A 16805-nucleotide genomic window follows, 5' to 3' on the forward strand; every position below is an offset into this window, starting at 1 on the left:
AATTGGCGATAAACATATTGAAAACACGGCCGTATGCGTCGTCATCGTCTCGCGTGACGAGCTCTTGTATCACGGTGTTGAAACCATTGATCGAGATGAAAGGTTATTCTGATCGCCTGATGTACGACTGGCGGCTAGTAATCCTCAAACAGCACATTCCGGCTTATCTCGGCGTGAGGCACTCGGAGACCGCGCTGGATGCAGCAGTCGGCGATCTATCGATGTTCGATCTGGATCCGCGGGAGGCCTGCCGCTGGTTATGGAGTGGCGATCGCTCTCGCTCTGGTAGGCCTTCTCGTTCGCCTCGCGCTTGGCCCCACCTTTCTCGGTTTTCCCTTCATCACGTTCACGCCCGCGGTACTCGCCGCAGGCTATGTGGCCGGCGCTCGGGCGGGCTTAGCCTGCGCCGCTACGTCTGCAGCCTTAGCTTGGTTCTTCCTTGTGGTTCCGTTCGAGAAATCGGGGGTGACCTCGCCTCATGGCCTCATCGCCATTGGGGTATTCCTCACCAACGCCGTTCTGATCGTGCTCGTCGTCAGTGGAATGAACAGGGCATATGCTCGAGCGGTGTTCATCGAGGAGGAGCGAGCGCGATCGAACGTTCAGCTCGAGCAGCGTGTCGCGGAGCGTACGCGCCAGCTGTCCGAAGCCAATCAGGCTCGGCTGGCCGAAGTGGATGCGCGGCGCGAGGCCGAGGCGCGCGCCGCACAGGCTGACCGGCTAGACGCGGTCGGGCGCCTAACGGGGGGCGTCGCGCACGACTTCAACAACATGCTCGCGGTCATCATCGGGAATCTGGAACTGACGGAGGCAAAGCTCAATCGCGGCGACGTGGATGTGATACGTCACATAGATGGAGCGATGGACGGAGCGCGTCGGAGCGCGACGCTGACTCGCCGACTGCTTGCATTCGCGCGCCTTCAGCCCCTTGACCCAGTGGTCACGCAGATCAACGAACTGATAAAGGGCATCGAGGAACTGCTCATCCGAACCCTTGGCGAGCGCGTCTCGATCGAGTGTAAGCTTGATCCTGATTTGTGGCACGCCTACGTGGATCCGGGGCAACTCGAAGGCGCTCTCGTAAACCTGGCGGTAAATGCGCGAGACGCGATGCCGGATGGCGGATGCCTCCAGATCCGAACCTGCAACGTGAGGGGTTTGCAGGCGAACGACAGCCCGCCAAATCTCGTCGGCCACGATCATGTCGTCATCGAGGTAACTGACACCGGCACCGGCATGTCCGAGGAGGTGCAGGCGCGGGCATTCGAACCCTTCTTCACGACTAAGGAACCGGGTAGAGGTACAGGTCTCGGGCTCAGCCAGCTCTACGGGTTCATGAGGCAGTCTGGCGGCGGCGCGAAAATCCGCTCGAGCCTTGGGAGCGGAACGACCATTTCCCTATTCCTCCCTCGCTGCGAAGCTCCACCCGCGACTCTACAGGCAATACCAGAGGAGAAGGCGGAGACGGCTCCGCGCGCTGAAGGCGGCGAGACAATTCTCGTCGTCGAGGACGAGGACAGGGTGCGCAAGGCGGCTTCCGAGACACTTCAGGAACTTGGCTATCGGATTCTTGAGGCGAGCGACGGAACGCAGGCGCTCGAGCTGCTCTCCAGAGGCATATTGGTTGATCTCGTGTTGAGCGATATCGTCATGCCCGGAATGAGCGGCAGCGAGCTTGCTGACATCGTGCGAAGGCAGCGCCCGGAGATGCTCTTCCTGTTCATGAGCGGCTACTCAGCGGATCAGTTCGGTGAGCGAAACCAAGGAGGCGGCGATCGCATCGACCTGCTCACGAAACCGTTCACGAGAGACAGGCTCGCACGACATGTCCGGAAGCTACTGGATAGCTCCACATGAAAATCGCGATGCTATGCGACGCTCGTCCTGCACCCAGGTGGGGAAGCCTCGGTGCTCCATATGGAGGTCAGCGCCTTGAAGAACGTTTGCGCATGCTTTCGGTGCTGAACCAACCTGATCTGAGTTGGTTCAGAGCACATGCAGCTGTCATATCCTATTTTTGAAGAGCGGCTGGTCATGCGGCTTGCCGCGTTGGCAGAACTGTCTCTCTCGGACCGCGTCAAGGTGCGGGAAGCGGCGCAATCATCCTTTGTCATTTCTGAAGAGAAGCAACTGAAGCTGAGCGGCCCATCCGGTCGAAGCCGACTTCTGGTACTGGATGGGTGGCTTGCGCGGTCGACGTCTCATCGGGATGGTCGGCGGCAGATCATCGGCTTCTACGTGCCGGGCGATGTGATCACTCCCGGTACTGCGCTGAACTTTGCGATCACGACGGATCTCACTTCCGTGGGGCAGGCCACGCTGTGCCCGGCTCCCGAAGGGCAGTCCCTCGCCAGTGCGTATGTAGCGGCAGCAGCGGTCGAACAGGCGTATCTGCATCGGCAGGTGGTGCGCCTTGGGCGCATGAACGCGTTTGAGCGGGTGGAGGACTGGATGTGGGAAATGCGTGATCGGCTCTTGCTCTCAGGAATGGCGCAGCCTGAAGCGTTTCAGCTTCCGATCACGCAGGACATCCTCGCAGACGTTCTCGGCCTCACGCCGGTGCATGTGAATCGAACCTTGAAGCTTCTAAGGGAAGTGGGGGTGCTTACCTGGCGATCGGGATATGTCCGCTTCGCTCATGAAGGAGCCCCTTCGCAAATGGCTTGCGAGGAGCTTGGCCGCCGGACCAGTCGCACGAGGAACGGCACACCATTTGCGGGGCAGGCATGACCTGAGTGAGAACATCTCTCGAGCACTGTTCGGGAGCATGTTCCATGCGTTAGCTCTCGGAAAATCGAGAGGTCCGTGGGTGACTGTAGATCCCGATCGCCGACATGCGGCGGTCGAAAGTTGGCCGCTGGCAGTGGCCGGCAACACTCGGCAGGTGTCTCCCGCTCGCATCGAGGAAGCCAGCATATAGTCTTTGTACCTAGTTGCGGAGCCGTTCACGCCACGGCAGAAAGTGCGACCGGAAGCACGTCCCTTGAGGATGGCCGGGTCGCACTGGCGCCGCAGCTTGCCGTTTTGGCTGCGCGCGACGGCATGAAGAGCCCGTACGTCCCGCGTGCGGGCTCTTCTAGCTTCTGGCCTGCGTAGGGACCGGTGACGGCCGGTGGCAGGCCGACCTGCCGCTCGGGATGACTAGTCGAGATTGGGCTTGCGCCCATGGCCAAGTCACTGGTCCATCTCATGTGCGGGTGTTCACAGGCAAGCGACGACCGCCGACGTACCACCTACCTGCGCGTCGGCAGCGCTCCGTGGCGACAGACGGTCCGATGCTCAATCGAACGTCGCCACGTTGAGCACGTCTCGCACCCAGACAGGCATGTTCCAGCGGTTGCGACCGGCTCCATCGTGCGCGATCAGATACGGGACCGTGCTTCCTGCGTAGATCGCGATTACTGTGTCTGCGGACCAGCGGAGCGGGTCCCGCCCGGCACGTTCTCTGCCGACCGCGGAAGTAGCTGTGGCCTTGCCCTTCATCCTCTCGCCAACCGTCGCCGTCCAGACTTCCCCATCATGCCTGAACGTGATCGAGTAGATGCGCTCTTCCGCCGGCAGGGGAGTGCCGCCGACAAAAGCTGCCATGCCGTAATATGCCTCCTCCTGGTGAGCAGCATCGACCAGGGGAATGAAAAAGCTGGGCATCGAACCTTCCTGGAATCGTGCCTGTCGGATCCGTACCGCTCCCTGATCAGCATATGGATCACAGGGGTCTAGTCTAAACCATCGGTCTTCCGTGTCGGTCACAGGCCTATGCTGCATCGCATAAGCAGCGAACGATATAACTTTCTAGCGAAAACAGGGGGGACATCAAAAGCTTTCGTAGCCCGACCCGTGTGGCCACCTCCGGTAGGAGATGGTTCGTGGAAAATTACAAATCACCGATTTCGTCGCTTCGATGCGGCTCGGTCGCGACATTATCAGCGGCGGTCCTCGCCATGCTGCCGGCGCAGGTACTTGCCGGTAGCCATCCGCCCGACGACCGCCCAGCAACGCCACCGGCCGCATGTCAGCATACTCGATAACCACGGCGATCGCCGGTGCATCGTCGAGATTCCGGCAGAAGTTCTTTTCGCTCGCAGCGAGGTAGATGCTGTCTGGGTCGAGCGTAGCCGCCGCGATCTGCGTCTCCGCAACAGCGACCGACGCCCCCGGAGAGCCACGTATACCTTACGACCTCGGCGAGACTCTTTCCTATTTTCTCGAGCCGACCTTGCACCCTCCAGGTGGAAGCACTGCCACTCGCGCTGCCAACCGGAACAACTTGGCCGCGAACATCAATAGCTCATGGAGACGTTATGCTCATGCTCATCGACCTTGCCGCACGGGAACTCACCGCTTCGCCCATGCTGCAGAGCGCCGGTCCCTTTGTCTACCGTGAAGTGGCGCCAGGAACACCATATATAGTTGTGCACGTCACAAAACAGAACACCGACCAGAACGCCGTGCGCGCGGTCGCCGGGGACAAAGGGCAGCAGACAGGCCAAGCTGCTCGCAGGAGCGATCACGTCGTCCAGCACGTTGTGCTCATGCCAGACCATGACCGAAGGATCACGGCTAACGATGTCGAAGTCAGGGTAGCTCACCCTTATGGAGCGCGCGATGGCGGGCGTGCTGCCAGAATTGCGGATTTTGGCCGGCCAGGGCATGTCGGGGTCCCACATGATCTCGAGATAGGCTCTGCTCGTCCGTCTAGCCTGAGCGATCATCGCAAAGCTGGCGTTGGTCGCCCTCCCGGCGTCAGAAGCGGCAAAGAGGGCGACGATGATGCCAATCACGCTCACCAGCCCCAGGACGGTGACCAGCATGCCACTCAGCCGAGCCCACCAAGCAGCATCGGCCGAAATGGCATTGTATTCGACCGCGATCAGATTGGCGGCTCGCGCTTCGCGCAGCTGGAGGCGAGCAAGGCACAAGGTCGCGCTCTTCTCCTCAGCCTCGCCCTGGCCGTCGCCGCCGCGGTGTGCATCCTTACGGGCCGCCGCGTTCTGACCATAGCGGGTTTCACAGCGTTGATCTTCGCTGTTCTGTACGTCGGCGTAATAGGGATGAGCATTGTACGTGATCGCCCCCACTTTTAGGCTATTCGGATTCTCGTGTGGAAAGCTCCACCCTTAGAAATCCTGGTACGGTCGCTGGAGGCTAGGCCGCCAGCGGGTCCGCGTTCACGGGACCACGCTCGCCGCGACCGGCCACGTTGCGGTCCCCGAGGCGCCTAGCCGCCTCGTGCACGGCGAAGCCGCGCTGCAATATGTTGATCGCCGCATTATGATCCCGCTGGAGGTCAAGGCCGCAACCACATCGGTAGCGGTCCCTACCCAGCTGCGCGGCGTCCACGACGCCGCACGCGGAACACGTCCGGGACGTGTTCCTGGGATCGATCGCGACCACCTCGCCACCGGCTCTCTCAGCCTTGTAGCGCAGCATCGCGATCAGACGGCCCGGAGCGGCATCCGCCAAGCTCCGGTTGAGGCCACGCTTCTGCATGACCTGCACGCCCGGTTCGGCCAGCGAGCCGCTAGCCGATCGGGTCATGTTCTTGAGGTTGAGCGCCTCGACGAAGATCGTCGAGGCGGAACGCGCGATGGCGTTCGCCACGTCGTGCATGCAGGTGGTGCGGATGTTGCGCACGTGCCGCTGTTCCCGCTGCAGCCGGGCTCGGACCTTCCGCCGACGCCGGGATCCCTGCTGGCACCGCGCCAGCGCGCGGGCCGCGCGGCGCAGCGCCTTCTCCCGCTGTCTGCGAGGTCGGTGGTTTTCAAAGAACACGCCATCCGAGGTCGCCGCCAGCCAGTTCACGCCGACGTCCACGCCGATTGCGGTGCTGGCCCTGGAATGACCCGGAGCCGTTTCCGTCTTGATTGTCAACGCTACGCGCCAGACGTTGCCTTCGCGCGTGAATACCGCAGACTTGAGGACCGCATCGTCCGGGAGTGGGCGATGCATCCGCATCCGCAGTCCACCCACGATGCCGCCGCTGAACAGCAGCCGACCGTTCCGAACGCGGAGACCATCCTTCTGGTGGAAGCCGAAACTCCGCCAGCGCGCTTCGCTCCTAAAGCGCGGGAAGCCTGCCTTGCCGGCCTTGGCCTTTACACGCTTGAAGAACGCCCGCATCGCGTCGTCAAGCCGCTTGAGCGTCCACTTTGAGACATCGTAAGGAACACCGCTGTAGGTCGGGTCGAAGCCGCGAATCTCGGTGAGCGCCCTGGTCTGGTCGTTTAGGCCGATGGACACCTTCGCCCGCCGCCAGGCGTCACGGCGCTCCTGCAGCGCCGCGTTGTACAGGAACCGCTGGTCCTTCAGGATCTTCGCCAGCGCCGCGTGCTGCGCACGCGTGGGCTGGAGACGATAGACGTGGGTCAGGATCTGCTGCGGCATTGTGACATAGACCTAGTGGACACGGTATGTTCTTTTAGAGGGGAGGTCGACAGGAAGCCGACTCCGTTCATGACCACGAAGAGCAGGATGACTGACAGCGTTCCTCCAAGGGCATAATCACGACCGCTAAGACTTCTAAAAGCCTCGGCCATCCGCTCCGTAAGATAACTTCCCGTGGAATCGACGTCTTCTTGGATCATGCAGTCGCTGTACCGAGAAGATGCTGCCGAAAGGTTGAGGACGTTCCAGCGAGAGCGCTGACAAGCAACCTGCGAGCTTGCCGTGTCCGGTGGGAAACCCCAAGGACTGTGCTCGCCAGCCGGCGCATCCTACCCGCACGCGTTCCGTAGGACAGGCGCTGATGCCGCACGTAGCGGGGGGTAAACGCCAAAACTGCCTTCGAAAGGAATATGCTTGAGTGGACGCGCGCCAGTCCGGCCGACGGCGCGATCAGCATCGACGTCAGGGCCACCTCAAGACGGCGACGGGCGGCATGGCCGAACTCGAGACGACGCGGTCCATCACCCTGCCGGCCTGGTGAGGATCCATCGCGGACACCGCTACGTGCAATCGCTTCAGGAACTAGGAACCTAACGCTTGGAACGCTTTTCCCGCTTGATCCAGGCTGCTAGCTCAGCGAGGGCGCTGGCCAGGCCAGCCTTGCTGATGGCAACATCCCATGGACGAGCCCTCAGGCTGGCATCGTAGTTGTGGAGGAAGAAGCGCGACTTCGTTGCGCCCAGGCCCTTCTCCGCTGCCATCTTCAACTCTCGACGACATTCGGCAGCAAGGAGGTTGGCTGCAGCTTCCATTTTGCGCCTTCTCGCTTCATCCGCCAGGTTATGAAGGGCTGCATCCAAACCAGCCTGCGAGTTACGAGCGAGAACGATTGGAGCATCCGCATCCGGAGGCGTGTAGAGCCAATCCCGAGCCGCCTCTTCTAAGGCATCGAACGCCGCGATGCTCAGCGTGCGCTCCCGAGCATCTGCTTCACCCTGCGCCCGGCTTCGTTCCCGGTTCCTTGCCCGGCGAAGCGCGCCCTCCACCGGTAGGCCGAGCAGTGTCCTCGCGGGAGCGCCATCCTGCATCATCCGTTCGATTGCCTGAAGCGCGTCTCGCAGCTCCTGCCACCGGGCTTGTGGCGCTTTCAGAAATGCATGAAGCGAGCGCCCCAGATCCGGTATGTTCCGCGTCTCCCACTGGCTGCGATCGAAGGCACCCTGCTCATCGGGAGGTATCAGGCTCAGGATAGTATCCAGAGCCTGATCGACCGTCTTCCTGCGACGCTTGCGGACGAGCCACTGCTCCTGCTGCTTCGCGAGGCTTTCCGCGCGGTCGTCGGCGACCTCGAAGCCGCCGCCACCATCCCGTTGCAGGATGTATTGGTCGCATAGGTACTGCAGGTAGTCTTCGATGGCGTCCCGCGGCAGCTTCCCTACCAGTCCTCTGCTGCGAAGCGCGCGTGCCACGTGCTCCGGCACCTCCATCTCGAACGGCTCGCCGATGCAGTCGGAGATCGATCGTACTGCTGCATCGAGGTCGAAGTTGGGAAGATGGAATTCGTCGCCAATCTCGACCTGGACTCGGCGGATGAGCAACGCAGCCTGCCATCTGGTGCTTGGGACGGTGAAACCGTCCGTAAAAGCGCTAGGCAGAAGGAGCGGCGCGAGCTGGGCGTCAGCCCGTACGCCCTGCAGCTCGTCGAAGCCTGCACCTGTCGTACTGTGACGCGCACGTTGCAGAGCCACTTCAAACTTGCGTGTCTCTGCATCAAGTGCACGCCTCGCGCGCGCCTCCTCTGCTCGAGATGTGGCGGCGAGCCGTTCGGCGGCCCTGCGCCTCATTGCTTCTTCCGCGACGGCGTGTCTGGCGATCTGAGCCTGGAGACGCTCCTTCGCCTCTTCGACCTTGGGGTTGAAGAGCCACTCGCGAGGGGCGCCGTCGATCAGGGCGCGCTCGATCTCCCGCCGATCGCTGCTCTTCCGCCAGGCCGACATGTCGATCTGTAGAGCCGCGATTCCTCGTTCCTGCAGCTTCTCGATCTTCTCGGGCCCGCAGGCATGCGTGACCAGGACCTCGACGAGCAGCTTGCGGCCATCGGGCGCGGTCAGCACCACGTCGGGCACGATGTCGCCCATGAACTTCTCAAGCTCTGCGTGGGTGAAGGTAAACACACGCTCGTCGTAGGTCTGCAGTCGCCGCCTGCCTACCATTGCTGCCACGGATGGCAGAAGCAGGCGCAGCTCTCTTCCAAGCACTTCTTTGGCCCAGCTGTGCGCGTTGGTCTCAGGGTTGTACCCGCACCCCCCGCCCTTGGCATGATGTCCAAAGTGCGGAATGTTGAAGTCGCCCCTGCGTGCGATCAACGTGCCTCCGCAAGCAGGGCAGGAACACTGACAGGCGAGACCTCGGGGAACGCTCGACACATGCACGAGCGATCCATCTGGACGTATGCCGTAGACGAGTTCGGCGCCGAATGCTGCGAAGGCGCTATGATCGACCAGTCCGAAAGGATTCGAGCCGGGACCATCCTCTTCAACCATGGCGTGTATCTACCCGACGTGCTGGATGACCGCAGACCAAGATCGCGATCGCCCCTTCGACAAGAAGGGCGAGCATGCCGAAGGCGTGCGGGAGGTCAAGGGCGCAACAAAGCTGCTTCAGTCCGGACAGGCCGGCCGTTGCCTGCAGGAGCAGTTCGGCTGCGCGGAACGACCGTCCTCCTCCTCTCGTTCCAGGGCGAACTTCTGACAGGTTGAGGCATGAACAGCATCATTGGCTTCATAGCTCCGGCCGCGACGATGATCGCGGCCATGATGACCGCTGCGAACGTCAGCGTGCGCGTGACAGGCTGGGGGTTCGTGATCTTCACGATAGGATCGGTCTGCTGGTCGATCCTGGGCGTCTCCAGCGGACAGACAGGACTTCTCGTCTCCAACGTATTCCTCACCGCCGTCAACGCCATCGGGATCTACCGGTGGCTGGGGCGGCAGGCCAAGTTCGTCGACGGAAGCATGCGGGCTACACGAGTGTCCAAGCAGAAGGCCGGGCCTACCCTCGTAGCCGCCGGCTCGCTCCTGAACGCCTCGGTTCACGACGTGTCGGGACAGGCGATCGGCACCGTTGTCGACGCCATGCTCAGCAGCGAGGACAACAGTCTGGTGTATCTGGTCGTGTCTTGTGGCGGCCTAGGCGGACTTGGAGAAACGCTCCATGCTCTGGATCCCAGGAACTTCACCGTCGAACCGGGAAGAGTGCAGACGAATCTAACCGGGGACGCATTCGACCGTATGCCGGAGGTGCCGGCGGACCGGTGGCCCTCGCGTCTCCCAAGAGTCGCTTAGTGCAGAGCTTGCGACCCGTGGATATCTGCGCCGCAGAGGCTTCTGGCGAAGCCATCGGTCCAATCACCGGAAAGGGGACGGGCCTGATGGATGGTCAGTCTTGGAATCCTGGTTCGCCGCAAGGACCTGATTTCCATTCGCAGGAGGAACGGGGGGCACAGCCTCTTGTTTGTGCAAGCGATCCAAAGCGGAGACTTGAACATGTCGATCGTCGATTCTGTAATCGCAGCCGTCACCCCGCCCGAGACTGAGGATGCACGTCTCAGGGCTACGCAGGAAGCGAAGGCCGTGGCACGTTCAGGTGACTGGCTATCTCAGATCCTTGAGCATCACCGCGGCATCGAAGCGCAGTTCGAGCGGCTGAGAGCGGCCGCTCCGGCAGATCGTCCTCGTGAGCAGAAGCAGCTGGGGCTTCTTCTGACGGCCCATGCGGTTGCTGAGGAAGCTGCAGTATATCCGGCTCTGGCCGCGGATCACCAGGTCGGGCATGCGGAACTGGCCTACCAGGAGCAATCGGCCGCCAAGATGGAAATGGGCCTGCTCGAGCGCCTTGATCCAGCGAGCGACGACTATCACGACAAGCTCGAGCATATCCGCGGCGCTGTCCTGCACCACGTGTATTCGGAAGAAGGCACCTGGTACATCAAGCTGGCCAGATCCGCACCGGCTGCCGACCAGCAACGCATCACGGAACGGTATGCGGAGGAATATGCCCGCTACATGGGCGCCGACGCGCAGCTCTTCTCCCGCTGAAGCGCGGAGAGCGGCAGCACTTCCGGGAATCCTTCTAGACGTGCCTTGCAGTAGCAGGCACGTATAATTCGGAGGCGGGGACCTTCGTCGTTGCCACGCTAGCTTCGGAAATGAAGAATGCACCAAGTCCCCCGAGGCCAATTTTTCCGACCCTGTGTACTGACGGCCGCTATATAGTTGACGATGATCGCCTGGCCGCTAACAAAGGCTGGCGGAGGTCAGCTTTTGGCTTCCGAAATCCTAAAAGGGAAGGGTAGCCCGTTGCTGGAAGAGAATGCATCAAGCCCCGTTGAACTTGCGACTGAGCTCACGGTAGCTTGGCTGATCAATCAGAACAACCGCATCAATGCGGACGAGGTTCCTGAATTCCTGCGCACGATGCACCGCACGATAACCGAGCTCTCGTCGGGCTCGCAACATGCTGAGCCGGAACAGGAGGGGAGCGTACCTACTACCGAGTTCACGCCAGCGGTCTCGGTTCGCAAGTCTCTCTCGTCAAAAGATCACATCATCTCCATGATCGACGGCAAGCCATACCGGACGCTGCGCCGGCATCTCTCGACGCACGGCCTGACCCCCGAGGAATATCGCGAGCGTTACAACCTCAGGGCGGACTACCCGATGGTAGCGCCCAGCTATTCCGAAGCTCGTCGGGCGATGGCTCACAAGATCGGTCTTGGTGCTAAGGGCCGGAAGAGCAAATCGTCCGCTCCTGCTACCGTCAAGCCCAGTGCTCGTAAGGCTCGCAACACCGAGGCCTCGGAGAGCTGACGCTCCCGCGCACCGGGCGGGGGCGTCCGGTGCGCGATTGCCCACGCGCTTTGACTCAGTGCAGGCGCCTTGCAGACGCCTCAAGCGTCTCCACCGCGGCCTCCTTGATGTGGAGCCATGCGTCCACGCGCTCGACGTCTCCCAGCGCTTGCTGATTGTTGATCTGCGCGTCGATGACGATCGTTACCTCGTCACCGTACTGCTCGATCAGTTCATGAGCGATGAGATACGTCTTGATTTGATCTTCTCGGGTCAACGCATACTCCCTTCGCATGAAGTCAGAGAAGGCCGAGGGTGCTGTGGGACACGAACGTCGCCGAACAATGTTCGTCCGAGCCTAAAAATTAGATATTCGCTGAGATCGTTCGGCCGTGTCAGGCCGCAATCGGCAAAGATGCGGCTTCTGCCTGACGCGAATAGCGCCGCTGAATAACTGTCAACGATGTGAGAACGCTGCTCAACGCAGCCTCACTGATATCGCCGTCACGCCGTTTGCCTTTAAGGACGCCATCTTCCAGGAGCCTCTCCAATGCGGAGCGAGCCCGCGACACGCGACTCTTCACGGTGCCCAACATTACGCCGGTAACTTCAGCCGCCTCTTCATACGACATGCCCGCAGCCGCGACCAATATGAGCGCTTCGCGCTGATCTGGGGGAATCTGCTGAAGCGCTCGCATCACGTCACGAAGCTCTACGGTGCTGTCCTGTTCAGCAGGCGCAGCCAGCACGCGATCCGCAACGAGATCGTTCCACTCACCCACGAATCGCCTGCGGCGAACCAGCGTGAAATAATAGTTTCGCAGGATCGTGAATGTCCAGGCTTTGAAGTTTGTACCGGCCTGGAACCGCTGGCGTGCTATCCACGCCTTAAGCATTGTCTCCTGGACAAGGTCGTCGGCGACATCTCGGTCCCCACTTAGACCTCGCGCGAACGCCCGGAGGTCAGGAATGACGGCCTGCAGCTGTTCCCTGAACTGCGTGTCGGTGAGCGTCGTGACGCTCGCCTCGCCTGCAACGGCTTCTTGCATGGTTCCCCAATCCATCAGTGTGATCTGTCGACGGAAACGTTTCGTATGGGCAACCGTTCCTCGCGAGTGCTCTGGGCCTTGGTACTCTTCGGCGGCCAATCGCTCACCCGTTCTCGACAGCGCGCCGCCGACGCAGACAATAGGGACGAACGTGCGCGCCGCTGAGCGTGCGGGGTCAGCAAGCCCCTGCGATGGCGATGAGCCAGGTTGCGCCACGCAAACTCACTAGCACACACGGACTGTTCCCTTTATGTTCTCAAGCCGACTCGGAGCTTGTGGTCGCGGCCAAAACACTTTAGAATGAGTCAAGGGTAAGCGGAGGCAGACCGTGATTTTCGAGCATTGGTCGCGGCGCCTTGGTTTGGCCGCGACTCCACTTTTTGGCCCGCATGCGGCACGCGAGCATGTGGCGATGCTTGACGGGGTCGCCGGCAGCTTCGTTCTCTCGGATGCCGTCGCATCCTCCGTTGACGATGTACGCAACTCAGACGTTGGGCGCAGCTGGTCGTGGTCCGCGATGATGCGGCATCATGTTCTAGTCGATGCGGATAATGTGACGGTTACATCCTCCAGTGGGAGCTCGCCGGATCGCATCCGCCGCCGGGCTGTCGAGGACGATCTTGAGGGTTTCCTTGCCTTCCTGGAGCGCAAGGGCTCACCGTCCGCGGACGTGGTCGATCATGTCATCGGCAGCTTCCAGGGGCTGCGCGCCCGGGTGACAGGATCTGACACAGCTCAGCTCAACGCTTTCCTTGCGTTAATTGCTCTTCGACTGGCAAATCCAACCGTGCCAGCGGACGACATGCCAGACCTGGTTGGACAGCTGTCGGAGAATGCTCAGGCCTTCGGACTTGACCCCAATGGCATCGAGGAAGCGACCGTCTCTGTCGATCTTGCGAGGAAGTTCTTCGCAACGCTGCTGCAGGACAGCCGTAGCGGGCGAGAGCTGCGCATCGACCTTACGGTGCGACACGCTGGAGCGGAGCTGTTCCAGGCGGCGCACCTTGCCCCGCCCGTACAGCCGGCGCAAGGTGAGCTCTGGGGGATGTCTGCTACTGGCGTGCGCGTCCGCCCCCACAGCCTTAAGGAAATCGCCTATACGCCCGTCGGACTTGCGCGGATTCTGGCCGAACAGTCACTGCAAGGGTGTAAGATCGGCGCGGACGGGTACCTGACCATCATGGATCCTACCTGCGGCTCCGGGTCGTTCCTCGTTGAAGCGATCGCGGCTCTTCAGCGCACCGGATGGAAGAGCAAGGTCCGCGTGGTTGGGTACGACATCTCGCCAACAGCGATTGCGACAGCGCGTTTTGCGATCGCCTGCGCAAGGCGCGACGGGATTGATTTCGAGGTAGACGCCGTACTGGAACAGAGGGATTTTCTCGACAACGAGCAGGAGGTCGCGCCTGCTCAGGTGATCCTGATGAATCCGCCCTTTCGATCCTGGCCTGACATGAGCAAGGCCGAACAAGGCGCAGTCCGCGCGAGTCTTGGTGCCGACTACCGGGGGCGCCCCGACAAGAGCATGGCGTTCATCCAGCGCGCCGTGCGGTCGGCCGAAAATGGCGCGATCATATCGGCGCTTCTTCCTGGAGGCGTGCTCGCCAGCGAAAGCGGCCGCGCATGGCGGGAGAGCCTCGCGAAACTGGCGACGCCGAGGATGATCGGCACCTTCGGCGATCACAGTCTGTTCCGCTTCGCGACCGTAAACGCCTGCGCTCTGTCACTAGTGAAGGGCGCCGACGCGAACTTGGCGCACGACAGCGACGTGCAGATGATGTGGGCGTCTGAGATTCAGGGCGCGGCATCAACTGCGCTGCGCACGCTCAGGCGGGAGAGAATGACAGGCGAGCTCGTGAGCGCAGCGCCTGCGTCGCGTGGCGAACTGTCGTGGAATCTCTATGCAACTCCGCTTCAGGATATGCTTCTCAAGCCTAACTGGCTACCAGCTCCCGGGCTTCTCAAAGCAGAGGAGCGCGAGGCGCTTGGGGCACTGCGGACGCGCGTGAATGATCTTTTCACGGTGCACACCGGCGTTCGCGCAGGTGAACGCAAGGCTTTCATCCTCACATCGGCTGAACTGGATGATCTGCCTGCAGCGGAGCGTCACGCGTTCCGCCCGATCGCCGAGAAGCGGTCGATTGCTGGCGGCGCGGTGAACCCGACCGAGTATCTGTTCTCGGTTGGCGAGGACATCATGACCGAGGCTGAGCTGAAAAGGGCAGCCCCGTGCTACTACGAGCGCCATCTGCTCCCCGCCAAGTCCGCTTTAGGAAGCCGCGCTCGCGCCGGCGAGCGTTGGTGGAGGCAATCAGAACCTCGAAACAAATGGCGTACGAGCGCCGAACCTCGGATCGTGAGCCGGCAGTGGATAAAAAACGATGGCTTCGCTGTCGACAGGGATGGGGCCTTTGCGGTCGTCCAGGGGTTCGCATGGTTTCCGACAACTGTCTTGAAGCGCGCGATCAAAGCTGCACCTGACGCCGGCGAGCTGGTGGAAGTGCTAGGTCTATATACCGTGCTCATGAGCTCGGACGTCTTCTTTAGGGTGGCTAGAGAGTACTCAACAAACGCCGGAGGGGGGCAGATCACGTTGCAGCAGAAGCACGTCAATCACGTGCCGCTTCCACTAATACCTGACGTCATCGTTCAGAAGCCGCATTTGCTGGATGAAATTCTGGGCTGGCGCGGGCAGTTCCCGGAGCTCGATCGACGAAACGCGTTCGCAGCCGCGTGCTACGGCTTCACCATCGAAGCATGATGTTGCGCACGCTCACCGCTACGCCAAAAGACCTGGAAGCGATGCGGGATCGACTGAGATCAGAGATACACAGCGCGCTGGAGCTCTCCCGACAAGACTATGTGACGTTCGAGTGCGTCAGCGTTCCAAATGGCCGTGAGCAGACCTATCAATTCGTGTGCGACCGGCACGGAGAACTCGCGCTCGACGACCGAGGCGCTGAGCTGCCCGTACTCGAGATCGTCTCAGGCCGGGGTTGGCGGGCCCTGCTCGGCCTTTCAGTCACCTGGGCGCGCCAAACTGAGAGCCGAAGCCGATTCCTCGGATGCCAACTGATCCTGTTCCTCGAGCGGCTGCCACGCTCACAATCATCTCCTGCCAAGCAGGTCATGCGGCTGGAGTGGGAGGCGCTGGACCTGAATTCGAACTACGACAACGACATCGCACACCCGCATTGGCAGATGGATCTCGCAAACTTCGCCGAGGTACGAACAGACAAGTTCATCCACTCAGAGCCTCGGGTACGGGACAGCATCATCCCTGCGACCGACGTGCCCGACCTGTCATGGTCATCGAAGCTCCACTTGGCAGCAACCGCCAGATGGATGACGGCCCCTTGGGGCAAGGAGCGGCCACTCCCGCACGTATCCGGCCCGCAGAACATGGATGAACTGCTATCCTGGATGGCTTCTTCGTGCCGCTACGTTCGCTTCCAGCTTGAGGAGGCTTTTGGAGAGTGATGGGACGTTTCGACGTGTTGCGCTCCTCGCATCCGCACCATCCCAGCCTGCAGGTTTCCGCCAGATCTCCTTCACGCCACGTCGGCGGTTTACCTGCTCAGCCTTAGCGGCCCGGGAAAACCATCAGGCAACCTGTGAAGTGGCTGAGTCAGGCAGTGAACGCCGCCACCGCACGCGGCGAACTGGGAGATATCCACGACGTCGACGAGGAAGCCCGATGCTCGCAGGATCGTAGCGACGATCTCGGAACTGGCTATCACGCGACGCGCGCCCAGTGATAGGACGTTGCAGCCCAGTCTACCTGCCTCCGTGGCTGGCGCCGGCAAGATGGTGATCCCGCACGCGCGTACCGCACTCACGAAGGTTGGATCAAGGAGGTCGATGCAGCCGATGGCTTCCTGTTGCCCTACCATGCAGAAGATCGTGTCGAGGTGAAGATGGTCGGAGTGGAAAGGGCAGATGATCACCTGCCACCCTGCCTGCCTGAATGGTAAGGCAAACTCCTCAACACCTGCCGCTGAACTGCGCTCACCGGACATGCCGACGAACAGAAGCCCTTGCCGCGCGACACAGACGTCTCCGCCCTCGAGCGTACCCCGCACGATCTGCCTGAATGGAATGCGAGCTGTGTTTAGCGCCGCTATATGAGCATCCACCTCGCCGCGGCGGTGAGGCATCGCCGGGTTGAGGACCACATGGCCGAATGGCGTCGATACGCCAATGTCCCTGGTAAAGCACATGTCTGCCACGTCGGGCGAGGGCTCAAGCACGTGACAGCGTACGTCGTGCCGTCGAAGGAGCCGTATAAGCGCCGCGTGTTGCCCAAGCGCCGTCGACCTGCATGCCGTGAACCCGCCCTCCAGGCTCGAGCGCGTAACCGCGCAGCACGGGACGGGTGCAAGATAGTGGGGTGGACACAGGATCACGTCGGTCAGGCGATCGGTCTCGGCTTGAACGAAGCTACGGACCGCGTTGGGCGGCCGCAAACCGATGCTCGGCCCGTCAAGATGATCGAAGTTGGCCTTCATCACTCCTCCTCGATGTT

Annotated in this window: 16 protein-coding genes; 9 read left to right on the forward strand and 7 right to left on the reverse strand. The window is 61.5% G+C overall.

Translation table 11 applies throughout. The annotated features are described in order from the left end of the window. The first annotated feature begins 198 nt into the window (after window positions 1–198). Window positions 199–1857 (forward strand): response regulator, encoded by a 1659-nt coding sequence (locus tag V7E00_RS01105; protein WP_084253496.1) that lies wholly within the window; start codon window positions 199–201, stop codon window positions 1855–1857. Window positions 1858–1995: 138 nt separating this feature from the next. Further along, entirely contained in the window at window positions 1996–2730 is a 735-nt protein-coding gene (locus V7E00_RS01110; protein WP_333570882.1) for a helix-turn-helix domain-containing protein, read from the forward strand. Window positions 2731–3279: 549 nt separating this feature from the next. Here V7E00_RS01110 and V7E00_RS01115 read toward each other — a convergent pair. From V7E00_RS01115 to V7E00_RS01125, 3 genes are all read right to left on the reverse strand, one after another. After that, entirely contained in the window at window positions 3280–3648 is a 369-nt protein-coding gene (locus tag V7E00_RS01115; RefSeq protein WP_066724062.1) for a hypothetical protein, read from the reverse strand. Between the two features lie 632 nt (window positions 3649–4280). Beyond that, window positions 4281–5078, reverse strand: a complete 798-nt coding sequence (locus V7E00_RS01120; RefSeq protein WP_066724065.1) for a hypothetical protein — start codon at window positions 5076–5078, stop codon at window positions 4281–4283. A 67-nt stretch (window positions 5079–5145) separates the two neighbouring features. Next, complete coding sequence (locus V7E00_RS01125; RefSeq protein WP_333570883.1) at window positions 5146–6384, reverse strand: RNA-guided endonuclease InsQ/TnpB family protein; 1239 nt, start codon at window positions 6382–6384, stop codon at window positions 5146–5148. A gap of 418 nt (window positions 6385–6802) precedes the next feature. Between V7E00_RS01125 and V7E00_RS01130 the strand changes: the two genes are divergently transcribed. After that, on the forward strand, window positions 6803–6925 hold the full coding sequence (locus V7E00_RS01130) for a hypothetical protein (protein WP_281179442.1): 123 nt from the start codon (window positions 6803–6805) through the stop codon (window positions 6923–6925). A gap of 49 nt (window positions 6926–6974) precedes the next feature. Here the strand turns inward: V7E00_RS01130 and V7E00_RS01135 are convergent, their stop codons facing one another. Next, window positions 6975–8927 (reverse strand): hypothetical protein, encoded by a 1953-nt coding sequence (locus V7E00_RS01135; RefSeq protein WP_333570884.1) that lies wholly within the window; start codon window positions 8925–8927, stop codon window positions 6975–6977. 25 nt (window positions 8928–8952) lie between these two features. On the opposite strand from V7E00_RS01135, the gene V7E00_RS01140 reads away from it, so the two are divergent. From V7E00_RS01140 to V7E00_RS01155, 4 genes are all read left to right on the forward strand, one after another. Next, a complete protein-coding gene (locus V7E00_RS01140; RefSeq protein ID WP_169804526.1) occupies window positions 8953–9135 on the forward strand; it encodes a hypothetical protein in 183 nt (60 codons plus the stop codon). An 11-nt stretch (window positions 9136–9146) separates the two neighbouring features. Further along, the gene (locus V7E00_RS01145; protein WP_066724075.1) at window positions 9147–9728 is read left to right on the forward strand and encodes a PRC-barrel domain-containing protein; all 582 of its coding nucleotides are present in this window, start codon (window positions 9147–9149) and stop codon (window positions 9726–9728) included. Between the two features lie 201 nt (window positions 9729–9929). Then, window positions 9930–10481, forward strand: coding sequence for a hemerythrin domain-containing protein (locus tag V7E00_RS01150; protein WP_066724246.1), 552 nt, complete (start codon window positions 9930–9932; stop codon window positions 10479–10481). Between the two features lie 261 nt (window positions 10482–10742). Next, window positions 10743–11252, forward strand: a complete 510-nt coding sequence (locus V7E00_RS01155; RefSeq protein ID WP_066724076.1) for a MucR family transcriptional regulator — start codon at window positions 10743–10745, stop codon at window positions 11250–11252. A 55-nt stretch (window positions 11253–11307) separates the two neighbouring features. Here V7E00_RS01155 and V7E00_RS01160 read toward each other — a convergent pair whose 3' ends face one another. Both V7E00_RS01160 and V7E00_RS01165 read right to left on the reverse strand, forming a co-directional pair. Beyond that, a complete protein-coding gene (locus V7E00_RS01160) occupies window positions 11308–11508 on the reverse strand; it encodes a hypothetical protein (RefSeq protein WP_157084726.1) in 201 nt (66 codons plus the stop codon). Between the two features lie 118 nt (window positions 11509–11626). Further along, on the reverse strand, window positions 11627–12280 hold the full coding sequence (locus tag V7E00_RS01165) for a sigma-70 family RNA polymerase sigma factor (RefSeq protein WP_066724249.1): 654 nt from the start codon (window positions 12278–12280) through the stop codon (window positions 11627–11629). Window positions 12281–12608: 328 nt separating this feature from the next. Between V7E00_RS01165 and V7E00_RS01170 the strand changes: the two genes are divergently transcribed. Both V7E00_RS01170 and V7E00_RS01175 read left to right on the forward strand, forming a co-directional pair. Next, on the forward strand, window positions 12609–15041 hold the full coding sequence (locus V7E00_RS01170) for an N-6 DNA methylase (RefSeq protein WP_157084727.1): 2433 nt from the start codon (window positions 12609–12611) through the stop codon (window positions 15039–15041). Next, window positions 15038–15760: a hypothetical protein gene (locus V7E00_RS01175; RefSeq protein WP_066724084.1), complete on the forward strand. Its 723-nt coding sequence runs from the start codon at window positions 15038–15040 to the stop codon at window positions 15758–15760. Before V7E00_RS01170 ends, V7E00_RS01175 begins: the two co-directional genes overlap by 4 nt. Before the next feature lie 89 nt (window positions 15761–15849). Here the strand turns inward: V7E00_RS01175 and V7E00_RS01180 are convergent, their stop codons facing one another. Then, entirely contained in the window at window positions 15850–16788 is a 939-nt protein-coding gene (locus tag V7E00_RS01180) for a dimethylarginine dimethylaminohydrolase family protein (protein WP_066724087.1), read from the reverse strand. Window positions 16789–16805 lie beyond the last annotated feature (17 nt).

Source organism: Sphingomonas sp., assembly GCF_036731925.1.
Taxonomy (GTDB): Bacteria; Pseudomonadota; Alphaproteobacteria; order Sphingomonadales; family Sphingomonadaceae; genus Sphingomonas.